Source organism: Prevotella sp. C0026C3, assembly GCF_056590795.1.
On the sequence record NZ_JBWPWW010000005.1, the window covers coordinates 1 to 17,217 of the forward strand.

General features: G+C 44.8%; 13 protein-coding genes. 6 read left to right on the plus strand and 7 right to left on the minus strand.

Features of this window, described 5'->3' with window-relative positions:
• Positions 1 to 668 precede the first annotated feature (668 nt).
• Positions 669 to 1,517 carry a Cbp1 family collagen-binding glycoprotein adhesin gene (locus AC1EK4_RS04205; protein WP_036896611.1) on the plus strand — a complete coding sequence of 283 codons (849 nt, stop codon included), beginning with the start codon at positions 669 to 671 and terminating at the stop codon, positions 1,515 to 1,517.
• 121 nt (positions 1,518 to 1,638) lie between these two features.
• Here AC1EK4_RS04205 and AC1EK4_RS04210 read toward each other — a convergent pair whose 3' ends face one another.
• The gene (locus AC1EK4_RS04210) at positions 1,639 to 2,139 is read right to left on the minus strand and encodes a Dps family protein (RefSeq protein WP_036896610.1); all 501 of its coding nucleotides are present in this window, start codon (positions 2,137 to 2,139) and stop codon (positions 1,639 to 1,641) included.
• Between the two features lie 636 nt (positions 2,140 to 2,775).
• Between AC1EK4_RS04210 and AC1EK4_RS04215 the strand changes: the two genes are divergently transcribed.
• The 5 genes from AC1EK4_RS04215 to AC1EK4_RS04235 all read left to right on the plus strand — a co-directional run bounded on the left by AC1EK4_RS04215 (position 2,776) and on the right by AC1EK4_RS04235 (position 8,745).
• Positions 2,776 to 3,504 carry a Bax inhibitor-1/YccA family protein gene (locus AC1EK4_RS04215; protein ID WP_036896609.1) on the plus strand — a complete coding sequence of 243 codons (729 nt, stop codon included), beginning with the start codon at positions 2,776 to 2,778 and terminating at the stop codon, positions 3,502 to 3,504.
• 312 nt (positions 3,505 to 3,816) lie between these two features.
• Positions 3,817 to 5,247, plus strand: coding sequence for a C69 family dipeptidase (locus AC1EK4_RS04220; protein ID WP_480357140.1), 1,431 nt, complete (start codon positions 3,817 to 3,819; stop codon positions 5,245 to 5,247).
• Positions 5,248 to 5,288: 41 nt separating this feature from the next.
• On the plus strand, positions 5,289 to 5,921 hold the full coding sequence (locus AC1EK4_RS04225; protein WP_480357142.1) for a DUF4923 family protein: 633 nt from the start codon (positions 5,289 to 5,291) through the stop codon (positions 5,919 to 5,921).
• 32 nt (positions 5,922 to 5,953) lie between these two features.
• Entirely contained in the window at positions 5,954 to 6,286 is a 333-nt protein-coding gene (locus tag AC1EK4_RS04230) for a cupin domain-containing protein (protein ID WP_036896607.1), read from the plus strand.
• A 221-nt stretch (positions 6,287 to 6,507) separates the two neighbouring features.
• Positions 6,508 to 8,745, plus strand: coding sequence for a glycoside hydrolase family 3 C-terminal domain-containing protein (locus AC1EK4_RS04235; protein WP_480357143.1), 2,238 nt, complete (start codon positions 6,508 to 6,510; stop codon positions 8,743 to 8,745).
• Between the two features lie 72 nt (positions 8,746 to 8,817).
• On the opposite strand, the gene AC1EK4_RS04240 is transcribed toward AC1EK4_RS04235, so the two are convergent.
• The 6 genes from AC1EK4_RS04240 to AC1EK4_RS04265 form a co-directional block, all read right to left on the minus strand.
• A complete protein-coding gene (locus AC1EK4_RS04240; RefSeq protein ID WP_036896605.1) occupies positions 8,818 to 9,036 on the minus strand; it encodes a hypothetical protein in 219 nt (72 codons plus the stop codon).
• Between the two features lie 199 nt (positions 9,037 to 9,235).
• On the minus strand, positions 9,236 to 12,415 hold the full coding sequence (locus AC1EK4_RS04245) for a 3-keto-alpha-glucoside-1,2-lyase-like domain-containing protein (protein WP_062433547.1): 3,180 nt from the start codon (positions 12,413 to 12,415) through the stop codon (positions 9,236 to 9,238).
• Between the two features lie 88 nt (positions 12,416 to 12,503).
• The gene (locus tag AC1EK4_RS04250; protein WP_480357146.1) at positions 12,504 to 13,790 is read right to left on the minus strand and encodes a Gfo/Idh/MocA family oxidoreductase; all 1,287 of its coding nucleotides are present in this window, start codon (positions 13,788 to 13,790) and stop codon (positions 12,504 to 12,506) included.
• A 186-nt stretch (positions 13,791 to 13,976) separates the two neighbouring features.
• Positions 13,977 to 14,990, minus strand: a complete 1,014-nt coding sequence (locus tag AC1EK4_RS04255; protein ID WP_036896603.1) for a class II fructose-bisphosphate aldolase — start codon at positions 14,988 to 14,990, stop codon at positions 13,977 to 13,979.
• 211 nt (positions 14,991 to 15,201) lie between these two features.
• Positions 15,202 to 16,419 (minus strand): sugar MFS transporter, encoded by a 1,218-nt coding sequence (locus AC1EK4_RS04260; RefSeq protein ID WP_036896602.1) that lies wholly within the window; start codon positions 16,417 to 16,419, stop codon positions 15,202 to 15,204.
• Positions 16,420 to 16,627: 208 nt separating this feature from the next.
• A complete protein-coding gene (locus AC1EK4_RS04265) occupies positions 16,628 to 17,089 on the minus strand; it encodes an MIP/aquaporin family protein (protein ID WP_036896601.1) in 462 nt (153 codons plus the stop codon).
• Positions 17,090 to 17,217: the final 128 nt, after the last annotated feature.

Below are 17,217 nucleotides of genomic sequence, written 5' to 3' on the forward strand. Positions count from 1 at the left end.
GCTGCCCCGCGACTTGCATGTGTTAAGCCTGTAGCTAGCGTTCATCCTGAGCCAGGATCAAACTCTACATTGTAAAATTTTGATTTGCTTCTAAAATAGAAGCTTTATATCCTTTGCTCGTACGATAAACTTATCAATGTCTAAAGAACACCTATTTCGAATCTTATTTCGACGGTTCGTTTCTTTTACCCAACTCTATTACCTATATAAAACAAGTAAAGAGTCGACTCTTGTACTACTTATCTGTTTATGTAAATCTTTTCAAAGAACGATTTCTTATGTGCTCTCAAGAACTTGCTGTAAGCGTTGTTCTCGTAAGCGGATGCAAAAGTAATAAGATTTAGAATACCAGCCAAATGTTTTAAGAAGAAAAATCGTTTTTTATTGCATCTTTTCAACAAACATTACAAAATCAATTAAAAAACACTCTTTACACCATAATATATATAAGGCACTTCGAAATAAATCTATCAGATTTTAATTTTTGTAGAGTTAACGCAAAATAAAATAAATATGGGATTTTTTAATTTGCAAGTTGATTTCATTTAGAAAATATATTCGTTTCTTTACCAGCAGTTTTCTAAAAAAGCAAGGAAGACGTCCTAAACCGACATAACTGTCTATCGCGAATTACCTTGCTATATGTTTAACCCAAAAACTTGAGATTTATGAAAAAATTAGTATTTATGGCATTAGCTATCTTTGCAACATTGACAGCATGCAACAATCAACAGGCCAACACTGCTACCAATGAACGCATCGATTCTCTACAAGCTATCATTGCAGAAAGAGACACCGAAATCAATGGTATGATGGAGAACTTCAACGACATTCAAGAAGGATTCCAAGCTATCAACGCAGCTCAAAACCGCGTAACGGTTGCCAAACTCGGAGAAAGGTCTAATCGCACACAAGTCATCAAAGAAAACATCAAGTTGATTTCTGAGACCATGCAGAAGAACCGCGAACGCATCAAAGAATTACAAGCACAACTGTCTAAAAGTTCGTTCAAAGGAACCGCTTTACAAAAGACCATCGACAATCTACAAGCACAGTTAGAGGAGAAAAATAAGGAATTGGAATCTTTGAGAGCTGAATTAGCACAAAAGAATATCCACATTGCCCAACTAGATTCTACCATCACCGACCTGAACACCAACGTAAGCAACCTTACTACCGAGAGTCAGCAAAAGAGCGAGACCATCAGCCAACAAGACAAAGAGTTGCATACCGGCTACGTACTCTTCGGCACCAAGCAAGAGTTGAAACAAAAACGCATTTGGGTAGATGGTAAGATTCTGCGCAATACTTTCAACCGCAGCTACTTTGAAAGAATTGATATTCGCGAAAGACAAGAATTCAACTTAGCCTCCAACTATGCGAAGTTGTTGACCACTCACCCAGCCGGCAGTTACACACTTACACGCGATGCCAACAAACAGTACACACTGCGCATCACCAATCCCGATGAATTCTGGAGCACAAGTAAATTCTTGGTTATAAGAACAAAGAACTAAATAGATACTAACCAGCATCAACAAGGGGAAACCAGCAATTGGTTTCCCCTTGTTTCGTTTTACAATATTACTAAAAGAGAGGGCAGATATCATTCGCCCCTACCGAGATTCCTCTACTCGATTATTTCTCCATTTCAACTTCCGATTTCCTTGCCAAGAAGGCAGAAAGCATCCAAACCAACTTCTCTTGGCCTCGCAAGAAGTCACCCACTAGAGCTACCGTCACCTCATCACCGGCTTCAGCAGCTTTTGCCGAAATTTCTCTTTCCTCGCCAATCAGCACTGCCAACGTGTCTAAAACCTTCTGAACACCGGCACGTCCCATAGGTTCAAAACCATCTTCCTGCAGGCGTGCTACCTTCAGATACTCGCTATAACGATTCTCAGGCTTACTTCCTAATTGCAGAATACGCTCTGCCACCTCGTCTACCTGATTGGCTACACCATTATACAATTCTTCATATTTGGCATGCAGGGCAAAGAATCCGCGTCCTCTCACATTCCAGTGCAACCCACGTAAGTTGCTATAAAAAATTTGCAAATCGGCCAACAAGCCATTCAAAGATTCTACCACTACATTCACTTTATTCTCATTCAACTGTAAATAATCTAAAGTTCTCATATTCACTTTCCTTTCTTTAATTGTCGTTTTATTTTTGTTTACGCTGCAAAGATAACCCTTATTTCACGATACCACAACAGATAAAAACTATACACAAATTGATTATATCTATAAGAAGTTCTAAAGTCCTGTGCTGCAAAGGCATAGCAGCATCGCTGTATTGGCTAGGCAGCAAAACTGAAACGACCGAACAGCAATGCTGGCAAGCAGCTGCAACGATTAGAGTTTGTAAGTTTTTGAGTTTATAAGTTTCTCTCTCCCAAGGGGAGGGAGATGGTTTCAAGTTGGCAAATAGCCTAGTTGAGATTTAGAACAAAGAAACAATAGAATCCTACTTGATACAAGATTAGCATCGACCAACAAAAGATATTATCTGTAGGGGCGTGATATATCGCGTCCGTAGGAAAATAACGGCAGCATTCACAGGGCATTTTATTCATCATGAAGTATCATGGAATACTTGCGGACGCGAAATGTCACGTCCCTACAAACCTCTAATTATAAGGACTAAGCAACATAGTCGGTTGCGAGAAATTGTCGAAATGTCAAGAACAGTTTGGCACTCTCTTTGTATATTCATATTTATATTGTATTTTTGCAATCACATGATTATCAACCATTATAAAAAGAAATGATATGGACGTAAAAGAACTTGAAAGAATGATTAGGCAACACGAGGCCGGTATCGACATGGCTGTTTCGGCAGCGTTTCCGGCTCTCATGCGCAAAGTATATGTATGGATGACATTGGCATTGGTGCTCAGTGGAGTCACAGCTTACGGTGTTGCGACCTCGCCCAACCTGCTGGCGCTCATCGCCAACAACAGTTTTGTAATGTGGGGTCTGCTCCTTGGCGAACTGGGATTGGTACTGGCTATCAACGCCGGCATCAATAAGATGTCGCTTACAATGGCAACCTTGCTCTTCGCCTTGTTCTCTATCCTCAACGGTGCCACTTTGTCATTCATCTTCTTGGCTTATGCCATGACGACCATTGCCAAAGTGTTCTTCATCACGGCCGGCACTTTCGCTGCTACAGCCATTTATGGTTACACGACCAAACGCGACCTGACGAAACTTGGCGGACTGCTGACCATGGGGCTCATTGGACTCATCATCGCCTCGCTGGTGAATGTGTTCCTCGTTAAGAGCACCGGTTTCGACCTCATCGTAAGTTATATCGGTGTCCTCATATTCGTAGGATTGACCGCATGGGACAGCCAACGTATCAAGGTGATGATGGCACAGGCTGAGGATTTAAGCGAGCGTTCGCAGAAACTAGCAGTGCTGGGTGCGATGTCATTGTACCTAGACTTCATCAATTTATTCCTCTATTTGCTGAGAATATTTGGGAATAGGGAGTAGGAAGAGCCCCACCCCTACCCTCCCCAAAAGGGGGAGGGAGAAAGATATAAAACCTCTCCCCGACCCTCTCCCAAGGAGAGGGAGATGGATATTAAACCTCTTCATAAAGGGATGGGAAAATGTATCAGCTACAGTAGAGACGGTGTGTACACCGTCTCATTGAGTATAAAATGGCGAGCTACAAGGTGGAAAACGCCGGCAAATCCTTTCAACACAAAAACAAAATATACCCAGAAGGGACTACAAAAGAATCAACCTCTCGCTGGCACTCCCCCCTTGGGAGGGGACGGGAGAGATTAAAAGACATACAATATGAAAACAATAACAACGCTACCTTCAGAGTGTACTACCATCCTCGTGGGTAAAAAGATGACAAACGACGGTAGTATGATTGTCGCCCGGTCGGAAGATTGGGACGGCATGGTAGCTAAAAATCTACAGATATTCGAAGATACCGACAACGGACCAGAGGAGTTTGTGGCACAAGACAGTAAGTTCCGCTGCCCACTTCCGAAGAAAGCATTCGGCTATTCGGCTCTGTCGCCTTTCCACCTACATGGACATTGGGGCAGCGCAGGATTCAATACCGTGGGCGTAGGCATAAGTGCAACGGAGACAATATTCACCAATGACAAGGCGTTGGCGGCCGATCCACTCGTAGAAACCGGCGTGGCCGAGAACTGTATATATAATATTGTGTTGCCCTATGTGAGCACTGCACGCGAAGGTGTGGCTCGTATCGGCAAGCTGATAGAAGAATATGGCTCAGCCGAAGGATTCGCCATCGGACTCGTAGACAGCCAAGAGTCATGGTATTTAGAGAACGCCGGTGGTCATCGTTGGTTGGCTACACGCATCCCCGACGACCAATATTTCGTGACGGGAAACCAGAGTCGGTTCCGCACCTACGACCCTCAGGACACCGAAAACTACATGGCTTCGGCCGATTTGATAGAACATGCAGTGGCCAACGGATTGTACGATCCAAACAAGGGAGAACCATTCGACTTCCACGAGGCATACGCTCGCGACGTGGAACTAGATACCACATACAACTATCCTCGCGTATGGGGCTTGCAAGGCTTATTCAGTCCGGCCATCAAAAACGATGTAACACAGAATACATTCCCCGTGTTTGCCAAGGCAGAGCATCCACTATCGCTCGACGATATGCGTCGCGCATTCCGCTTCCACTATAATGGTACGGAACACGACCCATACTTAAATAACAATCCCAAGGAGCGTTTCCGCCCTGTATCCATCTTCCGTACCACGCAGACCCACATCTTGCACGTACGTCCGGAGTTGCCTACAGCCATCGGGCGTGTAGACTATATGGCCGAAGGTATGGCTGCGCTAGGCGTGTTCGTGCCCTTGTATCAAGGTGTCAAGAGCTATCCGAAAGCCTACACCGTGGGTAACGACCACGCCGACAAGGATTCAGCTTATTGGAAATTCCGCAAGGTAATGACACTGGGTATGGTCAATTTCAACCGTTATGCGCCCATTATCCAAGAGCGTTACGCCCGTTTCGAGGCCGAAACCGCACAATATCAGCGCGAGATGGAGGAGCAATATCTTGCCATTTACAAGACTCAGCCCATGCATGCACAAGAATTATTGCAGGCATTCTCGGACAAAGTACTGACCGAAGCTTTGGTTGTGGCCGAGGAATTACAGGACGAACTCTTCACGAGATTGGCTCAAGACATACAGACAGAGTATCTGTTCCACGGAGCATAACATAAAGAAATAGAAACATTTAATCAATTAGAGAGAACCAAATGAGAAAGATGAGTATATTGAGTATGGCTTTTGCAGCCATGACATTGACAGCATCGGCTGCCACACCACAGTTCGATAAAATCTTAAGCAAGGCAAAGAGTGCTGCCACCAGCAGCACTACCGGTGACGCAGCGGGCAATATCCTGTCGAGCGTATTGGGTACCAACAAAGCTAGCGAAAGCGACTTGGTGGGCACATGGAGGTACAATCAGCCGGGGGTAGCATTCACTAGCAAGAACGTATTGGCTAAAGCCGGCGGTCAAGTGGCTGCCAGTACGGCTAAATCGAAACTGAAAAGCAGTTTCAGCAAAGTGGGTATTCAGGGCAGCAACACCCAGTTTACTTTCAATAGTGATAAGACTTTCACCGGAAAACTGCGTGGGAAAAGCCTCAGCGGTACCTATACTTACGACCCCGGAACGTCTAAACTGACGTTGAAGACTGCCTTGGTAAGCCTCCCTTGTTACGTACAGAAGTCGACATCGGGGCTGAGTTTGCTCTTCGAGTCGACCAAATTGCTGAAACTTTTCCAAACCGGTGCACAGCTTAGTGGCAACAGCAGCCTGCAAACCATCAGCACATTGTGCAAGAACTACGACGGCATGCGTATGGGATTCGACCTCAAGAAATAATAGCGTTCGGCCATTTAACAACATCAAACATTATGATTATCGATTTTGACAAGCTCAAAGAAGAGCATATCGAAGGTTTTAAAGGCGGAGAAGGGAAACTGGATATGCGTGCCGTCGTCGACGACAAAGCCCGTATTATGTATTCCACCCTACGACCGGGAGCCAGCAGTGGCGAGCACGAACATCGTGGTTCGTTTGAGGTAATGTACGTGATTAGTGGTGAACTGACAGTGCATTACGATGGTCATACGGAGGTTGCACGTGTCGGACAGATGCATTATTGTCCAGAAGGGCACAAGCATTGGTTTGAAAACTGCACCGACCACGACGTCGTCTATCTTGCCGTGGTACCCACGTTAGGGTAATAAGACGGTATAGGCTAGGCCATATATTGATGAAAAATTCCCATTCAACAATCAATATGTTGAATGGGAATTTCTTTTATCTACACACAATTACCACTTAAAACAAGATTTCCACCATGTTTATTTATATTTAAACTTCCATCTAGCTCGTTTTTATTAACTTTGCATCATACAAGAATTAAGTTCTTGTATGATATTAAACAAACGAATAATACCTAAACATGAAAATCAGAAAAACAATCGTCATGGGGATAGCCTTGCTCACAACACTGGGCAGCTACGCCCAAGTACCGGTCTATCTGGACGAGAGTAAACCCATTGAGCAACGCATTGAGGATGCATTGAACCGCATGACGCTGCAAGAAAAAATCAGAGTTCTACACGCACAGAGCAAATTCTCTTCGGCCGGAGTACCCCGATTGGGCTTCCCCGACTTCTGGACTGACGACGGTCCTCATGGTATTCGCCCCGAAGTATTGTGGGATCAATGGGATCAGGCAGGCCAATCCAACGACTCTTGTACGGCTTTCCCGGCACTCACTTGCCTTGCATCGTCGTGGAATCCTAAAATGGCGATGCTCTACGGAAAGAATCTTGGAGAGGAAGCACTGTACAGGCGCAAGGACATGGTGCTCGGTCCAGGTGTGAATATATACCGCACACCGCTCAATGGTCGTAACTTTGAATATATGGGCGAGGACCCATTCTTGGCTTCAAAGATGGTAGTACCTTATGTTCAAGGTCTGCAAAGCAATGGAGTAGCTGCTTGTGTGAAGCACTATGCCATGAACAACGACGAGGAAAACCGTAGCGAAGACAATATCATCATCAGCGACCGAGCCATGCGCGAAATCTATTTACCGGCCTTTGAAGCGGCCGTAAAAGAAGGCCATGCATGGGGTATCATGGGGGCATACAACCTCTATAAGAACCAACATAGCAGTCACAACGACATTCTTATCAACAAAATTTTGAAGGGAGAATGGGGATTTGACGGTGTCGTCGTATCCGACTGGGGAGCTACCCACGACACAGATGAGGCGGTAAAGAACGGACTTGACCTTGAATTTGGCACATGGACTGATGGGCTACACAGTGGTGCAGGCAATGCATACGAACAATATTTTCTAGCTAGACCGTACCTGAAAGGCATCCAAGAAGGAAAATATACCACCAAGGAATTAGACGATAAGGTGCGCCGCATACTTCGTTTGTTCTTCAGAACAACCATGACTGACAGAAAGAAAGGCAGCATGTGCTCGGAAGCTCATTATGATGCAGCTCGCCAAATCGCCGCCGAGGGTATCGTATTGCTACAAAATAAGCGCAATATACTGCCCATCAATCTCAATAAAGCACGCCGTATATTGGTTGTAGGCGAGAATGCCATCAAGATGATGACAGTGGGGGGAGGTAGCTCTTCGCTGAAAGCACAACGCGAAACACTACCACTCGATGGACTCAAAAAACTGTTAGAACAGCGCGTTCCGGGCATCAACGTGGAATACGAACGTGGATATGTGGGCGACATCACAGGTGCTTACAACGGTGTTACCACTGGGCAAGACTTGGCAGATAAGCGCAGTGAGGAACAACTCATCGCTGATGCAGTGGAGAAAGCACGCAAGGCCGACTACGTCATCTTCTTCGGTGGACTCAACAAGAGCGACTATCAAGACTGCGAAAGCCACGACCGTAAAACCTACGATCTACCCTATCATCAGAATAAAGTGATAGAAGCACTGGCCAAGGTGAATCCCAATCTTGTGTATGTCAATATCTCCGGTAACTCCGTATCCATGCCTTGGAAAGACAAGGTACCTGCCATCGTACAAGGATGGTACATCGGAAGCGTGGCAGGAGAAGCGTTGGCTTCGGTACTTGTAGGCGATACCAACCCCTCAGGTAAACTTCCTTTCACATGGGTGGCTAGTCTTCAAGACGTTGGTGCACATGCTCTTAACACTTATCCCGGTACATGGCGCCCCAAGAAAGACATCATTGACATAGAATATAAAGAAGGTATCTACGTGGGATACCGCTGGGCTGACCGTGAGAAAACGAAACCGGTCTTTGCCTTCGGACACGGTTTGAGCTATACAACATTCAAGATTTCAAACCTTAGAAGCTCCGCCAATAGCATGTCGGCTGACGGTACTTTGACCTTCACCGTGAACGTTAAGAATACTGGAAGTCACACAGGTAGCGAAGTGGTACAGCTCTATATACACGACATAAAGTCGTCTGTAGACCGTCCTTATAAAGAGCTTAAAGGCTTTGCAAAGGTAAATCTCAAGCCGGGAGAGAGTCGCGATGTAGAGATAAGCATCGACAAACGCGCTTTATCATTCTACGATGAGCAGTCGCGAGACTGGAAAGCAGAGCCCGGAAAGTTTGAAGCGCTCGTAGGAAATGCCTCTGACAATTTACCTTTGAAGGCTACATTTGAACTGAAATAACCCAGCCTTCATATACAGAAAAAGCCAAGACAGATTGCTTCTGCCTTGGCTTTTTGCTTATAAGCGGTCTACTTATACTGCATCGTAACCTTTCGTACTGTTGTGAGCCAACAAGTCTTTCAGGTTCAACTCCTTGAAGTTGCGGTCTTCCAAAATCTTGTGAAGCACCTCAGCTTCTTCACGTTCCTCTTCGGAATGTGTGTAAGTACAACTCTTATTCTTCAGTTCGGCAATGCCCCAGCCTACCAATGCCACGACAACGAACAATATAAATGCAATGAGTGCTGACATATTAATAATGTATTTGATTCTACATGCAAAAGTAATGGAATTGACTGACAATAGCAAACATTATCTTGTTTTTTGATAGAGATGCCTCTTCCGACAACAGAACCATTAAAAAACATTTGGCAGGCCGGTATAAACCGACCCACCAAATGCAATTAATAATGATATGCTTACAAAAGCATTGTATAACTGAACAGACGAACTATTTACGACCTTTCTTCTTACTTAAATCAAGGATTCGCAGGTTTCTAAACTTCACACCCTCACCATGTCCGCAGAAACTGATGTGGCCTTCCTTATTAAACAAGCCGGGATGGTTTCTATGGTCAACCGTATAAGGATTGTCTTTACCACCATCAGGGGCAATATTATGGCCTTGGCATGCCTCTCTGATATTGCCATCGAGGATTACTTCACCATTTACTGTAACCGTGATGCGGTCGCCTACGGCTCTAATCTCCTCGGTATTCCAAGTACCAAGCTTTCCAAACTTCACGTGTTTGGGTACAATGATGCCGTAAACAGAGCCATGCTGCTGATAGTCTTGAAGTCCCTTATAAATAGGATCATCATGGTCTAACACTTGAATCTCCATGCCTTCGTAAGCCGCATTGGTGTTAAGTTTGGTACGAATACCGATACCATTGTTTACACCGGGATTGACAAAGCAGAACTCAAAACGATATACGAAGTCGCTATAGGTCTTCTTTGAATAGAGATTACCACCTACTCCAAAGTGTGCTTTCACATAAATACTACCATCTTCAGGCACATAGTTGTTGAAATTACCTTGCCATTTGTCGAGCGATCTACCATCGAAGAGCACTTCAAACCCCTGTGCTTTCTCTTCCTTAGATAGCGTAAAGACAGGTGTTGAAGGCAATTCGTTCACGTAACAGTTACGAACTTCAAGTCCATCTGCAGCACCAACAAACTTAATAAGTCCACTAACAGTCGCTGCTTTCTTACTATCTTGCGGAGCAAATACGGCATTATCGTTCAATACAACACCGTTAGAAACCACCATCAAACGGTCGTTAACCAACTTTGCATAAAGCACATTCCACTCTCCGGGAGCAGCACTTTGGACAACAGGAGTGGCTACCTTTGAAGTTGTTGCCAAAATTTCCACCTCGCCATTCTTATTCAATGCGATAGCAGGTTGAGACCTCAGCCACAATTCAGACTTCTCGTTGGCACGCCATTCTGCGTACAACTCAAAGTTCTCATAGTTCTTCTTAGCATTCAAGCTAACACCCTTCTGCGTCTTACCATCATTCATGGCCGGAGCAAAACCACCAGTACCAAACTTCGCCAAGATGCCTTTTACTTCATCAACAGAATATCCTGCATCGGCATTATTGGTCATACCGGCAAACACTTGCAATGCTTTTTCTAACCATCCACGCGTCATTTCGCCCTTTTGCAGGCCACTGTTCTTACCAATAATGGTCTTCACGGCTGTTGCAGCTGCAAATGATGTGGTGTTATCCGCGAGATATTTGACTGCCAACGACAATGCCGGCAACTCATAGATACTACTTACAGCGCCAAGATAAGCATTCTTTACCGCTGCAGAAGGATTTAAAGCGAGAGCTTTCTCATACTCCATCAATCTACCCATTGCATTCTTCGGAGATGCTTTCAGCAAGGCCAACATGCTCGTCAGAGCTGTATCTTTACGCTTATTGTCGGTAGATGCTATAGCATAGAGAGTAGAAATAGCTTCCGGATTCTTCACTTTCAACAAGGCAGCAAAGGCATCTGCCTGCGTAGAAGGCTTCTTATATTCACTTTGCAGCAACTGAAGTGCCTCCATATTACCTGCCTGAGACAACAGAGGATAATAAAGTTGAGGACGCTTACTAGCAACCATACGACCACTAACCAGCTTGAACTGTTGGTCAGGAGACATAGTATGCAATGCAAAAAGGAGTGCATTCTGGAGTTTGGAAGCCGTTGTGGCATCTGATTTCTCAAGCATATCACTCAATTGTTCAAACTGTTTGGGGCTCGTAATACCTACCAAAGCACCATAAGCAGCTTGTTTTACACCATTATCAGAATTATCCAACAAGCGCAGAACAGCATCGTAAGCAGAGTAAATATGACGTTTGGAAACAAGACCTAGTGCATGTGTCAAAGTTGATGGATTGTTATCTGCCAACAAACCTACCACTGCCGTATTCACATTTCCATTGAATGCGAGTAAGGCACTCATGGCTTCCTTGGCATATTTACCACTCAACTGACCGGTAAGAGCCTCCAATGCACGCTCACCACCGATCTTTCCGGCAGCCTGAATAGCTGCTTTAGCCAAGTTCTCATCGGCATTATTCATCGCATTGCTCACTGTTTCGATAGCCGACGATACATGGTTGTTACCTAACCAACGCACAACATCGCACTGAGCTGTAGGAGATAACTTAGCAAAACTGCGCAATACTTGAGCGTAAATACCATCACCGGCACAACTTTCAGCCATCTCTAATGCCGTGTTACGATACTGAATATCACCATCTTTCAGCGCTTTCAGCACCTCAGCACCTGCCTTTGGCCCAGCCGACTGCAACAATAAGCCCAGTCCATTGCATCTTACGGCTCTATCACCTTGTGCTATCAGTTGCTTCGATGCTTTCATTACGTTCTTGCCATGAGTCGAAGCTAGACGCTCCAATAGTCTCATATAAGCGTCTGTAGCCTGTGTTCCCTCATATTTGAAACCCGTTTTCTGAGCCGCAACAGCCAATGCCTTCATCGATTTCAAACCACCGCAATAGGTCAAAGCATCGTAAACACTCTTCAAAGTAGCGACATCGGCGCCGGGAATCCACGACAAAAGCATTTCTTCCAAGACAGGGTCTGTGAGCTTACGCATGGTTATCAAATGGGCAATTCCTTCTTTCGACACCTTCATACCACCCATCTTGGCAACAAGTGTAGCATCTACGCCCGGCACGGTAGCCAATGCAGCGAGGGCATGCGACTGCAAATAAGTATCACCAAGGTATCCCATGAAGAGCTGAATGTCTGCCTGTGTTGCCACTTTCTGAATCTGTGCCAGCACGAAAGCCTTATTAGCGTTATCTTGACAGGCAGCAAGTCCCTTGATAAGTCCTTGCTTCACACCGTCACGCAAACCTGCTTTGCTAGGATGTGTGACATAATCCGTGACACTACTAATGGCATATTCAAATGGCGCGTTGTTGCCCTTGCCTTCCGGTACGAGCATTCCTACCAATGAAGTCATTCCTTCTGCACCGGTACGAGCTATCTCGTCCATGACTTCATTGTACACCGCGCTGTTCTTGGCTGGCAATTGTGCCAAACCATCGGCTATGATTGTCGATGCCACACGGTTTCGTGCGTCTTGCCCACGCATACTTGTGTGGAAGCACAAACAACACAATAATAATATAATATATGAATATCTCAATGTTTTCATCTGGTATGCTATATTTATATAAGTACTACAATGTCCAACCACCACGCATAGGTTGATTTACCAAAGCGTTTGCAGCATCGTCATCAATAAACTGTTCTTTCTTTGGATCATAATTTAAAACATCACGGTGTAGACGTAATGCCACTGTCGCCATATTGACCAATGTACAACTACGATGCCCATTTTCTTCGTTCAGAGCAAACTTCTGACGTGTACGAACGCAATCTAAGAAGTCGGTACGCTGCGGTTCCGGGTCGGGCAATTCGGCCAATTTGTTCATCACATCGGGGATAGTACACTCAAATCCCTTATACACTTTACCTTCAGGACCCTCGATGTAAGGAACCTTACCTTTGCTCTCGTAACCCTCACCTTCAAGTATTATTTGGCATCCATCGGCATAAGTATAAGTGATTTTACGCCATATTCCTACGGCATCCCAATGCTGTTGAGGAGCATCCACTTCTACCTTGACAGGCGATTCATTGTCTTTACCCAGCAAGTATTGCACCGGGTCAAGATAATGCTGCCCCATATCGGTGAGTCCACCACCATCATAATCCCAATAGCCACGGAATGTCTGATGCACACGATGAGCGCTATAAGGCTTAAATGGAGCCGGTCCGAGCCACATATCATAGTCAAGCTCACGCGGAACAGGCTGTACGTTGAGATGATCTTTGCCTACCCAGTAGAACTTCCAAGTGAAACCGGTAGCGCCAGACACCCTAACCTTGAGCGGCCAACCCAACATTTTGCTGTCCACCAGTTTCTTCAATGGAGTCACAGTTGTCCCTAATCCATAGAATGTATCGGTAAAACGGAACCAAGTGTTCAGTCTAAATACACGCTTATAACGCTGAACGGCTTCCACAACCTTTCTTCCTTCACCGATAGTACGTGTCATTGGCTTCTCACACCAGATGTCTTTCCCTGCCTTAGCGGCCTCTACAGCCATCAGCGCATGCCAATGTGGCGGTGTTGCAATATGCACAATGTCTACGTTTGACTGATGAATCAATTCACGAAAGTCATGATAAGTCTTCAAATCTTCACCAAGCCTATTCTTCCCTAAATTCACTGCTTGTTGTAAATGTTTGGAATCTACGTCGCAAACAGCAGTGAGTCGGCAAGCTTGGTTGCTTGTGAAATGGTTAGAGGTTTTACCAATACCTCCCACTCCAATAATGCCTTTTGTAAGTTGATCACTAGGTGCTATGAACCCATTACCACCCAATACCCTGCGCGGAACGATAGTAAATAGTCCCAATACACCTGCTGTTTTGAGAAAAGTACGTCTGTCTGTTTTCATGATAATAATAGTTTTTGCAGAAATGCAAAGTTACGAAAGAAATCTAGATTGCAAAACTTTATTACAAAATTTTGCATTTAAATGTAAAATTTCAAAAAAACAGAACATTCATACTGCCCCTAAACGAATAAAGGTGAAACCCTTCTATCGAAGAGTTCCACCTTTATTTATATATACTAATGCGGATTAGTCGAGCTGAGCAATCTTGTTGTCAGAACCCAGCACTTCCTTAATCTTGTGCTTATAAAGCTCTGTCATCAAATCACGAGCAGGTCCACAGTATTTACGTGGGTCGAATTCGCCCGGCTTTTCAGCAAATACTTTGCGAACAGCAGCAGTAAATGCCAAGCGAGAGTCAGAGTCGATGTTAATCTTACATACTGCACTAGCAGAAGCCTTACGAAGTTGTTCCTCAGGAATACCTACTGCATCAGGCAACTTACCACCGTACTGGTTGATCATATCAACATACTCCTGTGGTACAGAAGAAGAACCGTGGAGCACGATTGGGAATCCGGGGAGCTTCTCCATGATAGCATCGAGCACGTCGAATGCCAATGGAGGAGGAACAAGCTTACCAGTCTTCGGGTCACGAGTACACTGCTCCGGAGTGAACTTATAAGCACCGTGAGAAGTACCGATAGAGATAGCCAGTGAGTCAACACCTGTCTTTGTAACGAAGTCGATAACTTCTTCAGGCTTTGTATAGTGAGATTCTGTTGCAACAACATCATCCTCTACACCTGCCAATACACCAAGTTCACCTTCAACAGTTACGTCGAACTGATGTGCATATTCTACAACCTTCTTGGTCAAAGCTACGTTCTCATCGTAAGGAAGAGAAGAACCGTCGATCATTACAGAAGAGAAACCTGCATCTACGCAGCTCTTACATGTCTCGAAAGAATCTCCGTGATCCAAGTGAACAGCAATTTCGGGATGGTTACAACCCAATTCCTTTGCGTATTCTACTGCACCCTGTGACATATAGCGAAGCAAAGTAGCGTTAGCATAGTTGCGAGCGCCCTTAGAAACCTGAAGGATTACAGGTGACTTCAAGTCTGAAGAAGCCTTGATGATAGCCTGCAACTGCTCCATGTTGTTAAAGTTGAATGCCGGAATAGCATAACCTCCATTGATGGCTTTCTTAAACATCTCGCGAGTGTTTACCAAGCCTAGTTTTTTGTAATCTACTGCCATAATTTATTTATGTTTATATGTGAATAGCCTATAGCTAAATAGGCGCTAACGAAGAGAGCCCACATGGGCACGCCTATTGCATGCAAAATTAACATTTTCTTTTTGAATAAGAAAACATGTTCCGTTTTTTTGAAGTTGATATAGGGTTAATTTAGTCTAAATGGCAAGTTTTATACTATCACAAAACTCCTCACTCCTAACTCCTAACTCATCATTCCTCACTCTTACAACTGTGTTTCAACAACTTGTAAGCATAGAGCAATACGATGATGAAACCATCGAGCGGAACGAGGAACGGAGCCACAATACTCACGTTATCGGCTATCAATCCCATCAACAAAAAGCCGCATCCACCTATCGGAGTCATCATCAATAGCGACGAAGCACTCTTGGTCAATCGCCCTAAACCGGTCAATGCGAGTGAGAATATGGTCGGAAACATGATGGCCTCGAACAGATAGTTGCCTATCAACGCCACCAAAGAGACGATACGAATATCGAGCAATACAAGCGAAAGACACGACACACTGCCCACCGCACAAATAAACAACATACGCTCCGGACGGACATATCGCATAATCCAACTGCCTAAGAACCGACCTACCATAAAGAAGGCCAGCGCACAAGTAAGTACCACTGCCGCCACGCTATCGTCCATCCACCCTTGTCCGGTGACAAAGTTGATAAAATAACTATTGATGGAAATCTCTGACACCTCGTAGGCCAAGAGAGCTATGAGCCCAAAGACGAAGACCTTATGTTGCCACAGTCCACGTATATCGCTCCACAATCCACCACCCGATGCAGGCTCCTCACCATGGTTAATTTCCGGTAGTCTCACCTTGGCAAAGACCGCTGCTATCATCAACACCAGCACACCCAGTATGGTATAAGGAACGGCTACGTCGCCACCATCAATGGAATTGCCGAATAAGAACTGCCCTACAACGAACGTAGCAAACAAACTTCCCAAGCCATTGAACGACTGCGAGAGGTTCAATCGGCTCGTAGCTGTCGACTTATCACCTAATTCCGTAACATAAGGATTAGCAGAAGTCTCTAGAAATACAAGCCCGCAACCAATGACAAACAATGCACCTAGAAAGGCATTGAACGTACCCGAAGCCGAGCCGGGAATGAACAACAAGGCACCAATACCGAAAAGCAGGAGTCCGAAAACTACTCCTTTGCGATATCCGTACTTATTGATGAAGATGCCGGCAGGTATCGCCATCAAGAAATATCCCAAATAGGTAGTCACCTGAATAAACGACGACTGAGTGATAGAGATACTGAATTCGTTTTGGAAATGCTTGTTCAGCACATCCAATATGGCGCGGGCAAAGCCCCACAAAAAGAATAAGGTCGTTATCAGAATAAACGGAACGACATACTGTTTCGCTGTCAACGAAGCACGACTACCAGTCAATAAGCCCCCTTGCTCCCCACCCTGATTTTCAAATTGCTGAATTTTCACTACTTCATATAGATTATTGGATGACACACTCCGGAGACGTCACACGATTCACCCGCCTCCATTTATTACTTATACCGACTGCATTTTCACAGTCGACAAGCAGACAAAAGAAAAGGAAATGGTATCGCTACCAATTCCCTTGATTATTTTTTTGATGGTATTACTTAGTTGCAGGGTCTATCATTTTCCAAATACCGGCTGCACAAGCTGCACCTACGAACGGACCTACAATGAAGATCCAGAGGTTAACAAGCGCCGTACCACCTTGGAACAAAGCCGGGCCGATAGAGCGTGCATTCATGGTCAACACATAAAGGATGGCAGAACCGATGATTGCACCGATGACTTGGAACAGCATATACATACCGCAATCCTTGGCATTCATTCTTCCACTGAGGTAAACACCGAGCGTAATAGCCGGATTGATGTGGCAACTGGAAATACCACCAATGGTATAAGCCATCGCTACAACAGACAAACCGGATGCCATAGCCGTACCAATAACCGTACCGGCATTAGCTACATCCGCACAATTTGAAGAACAATTCAGGCTCACAGCAACGCCGCAACCCATCAAAATCAGCACCATCGTGCCAATCATTTCTGCTAAACACTTTTTCATATAACTCTTTTTAAAAGAGGTGATTCGTTTCGTTAGACAACGCAAATATAAGTAAATTATCTTTAGGTCACAACTACTCTTTACCCTTTTTTGCATATTTTACTCCTATCGTCCTTTATTTCAGAACA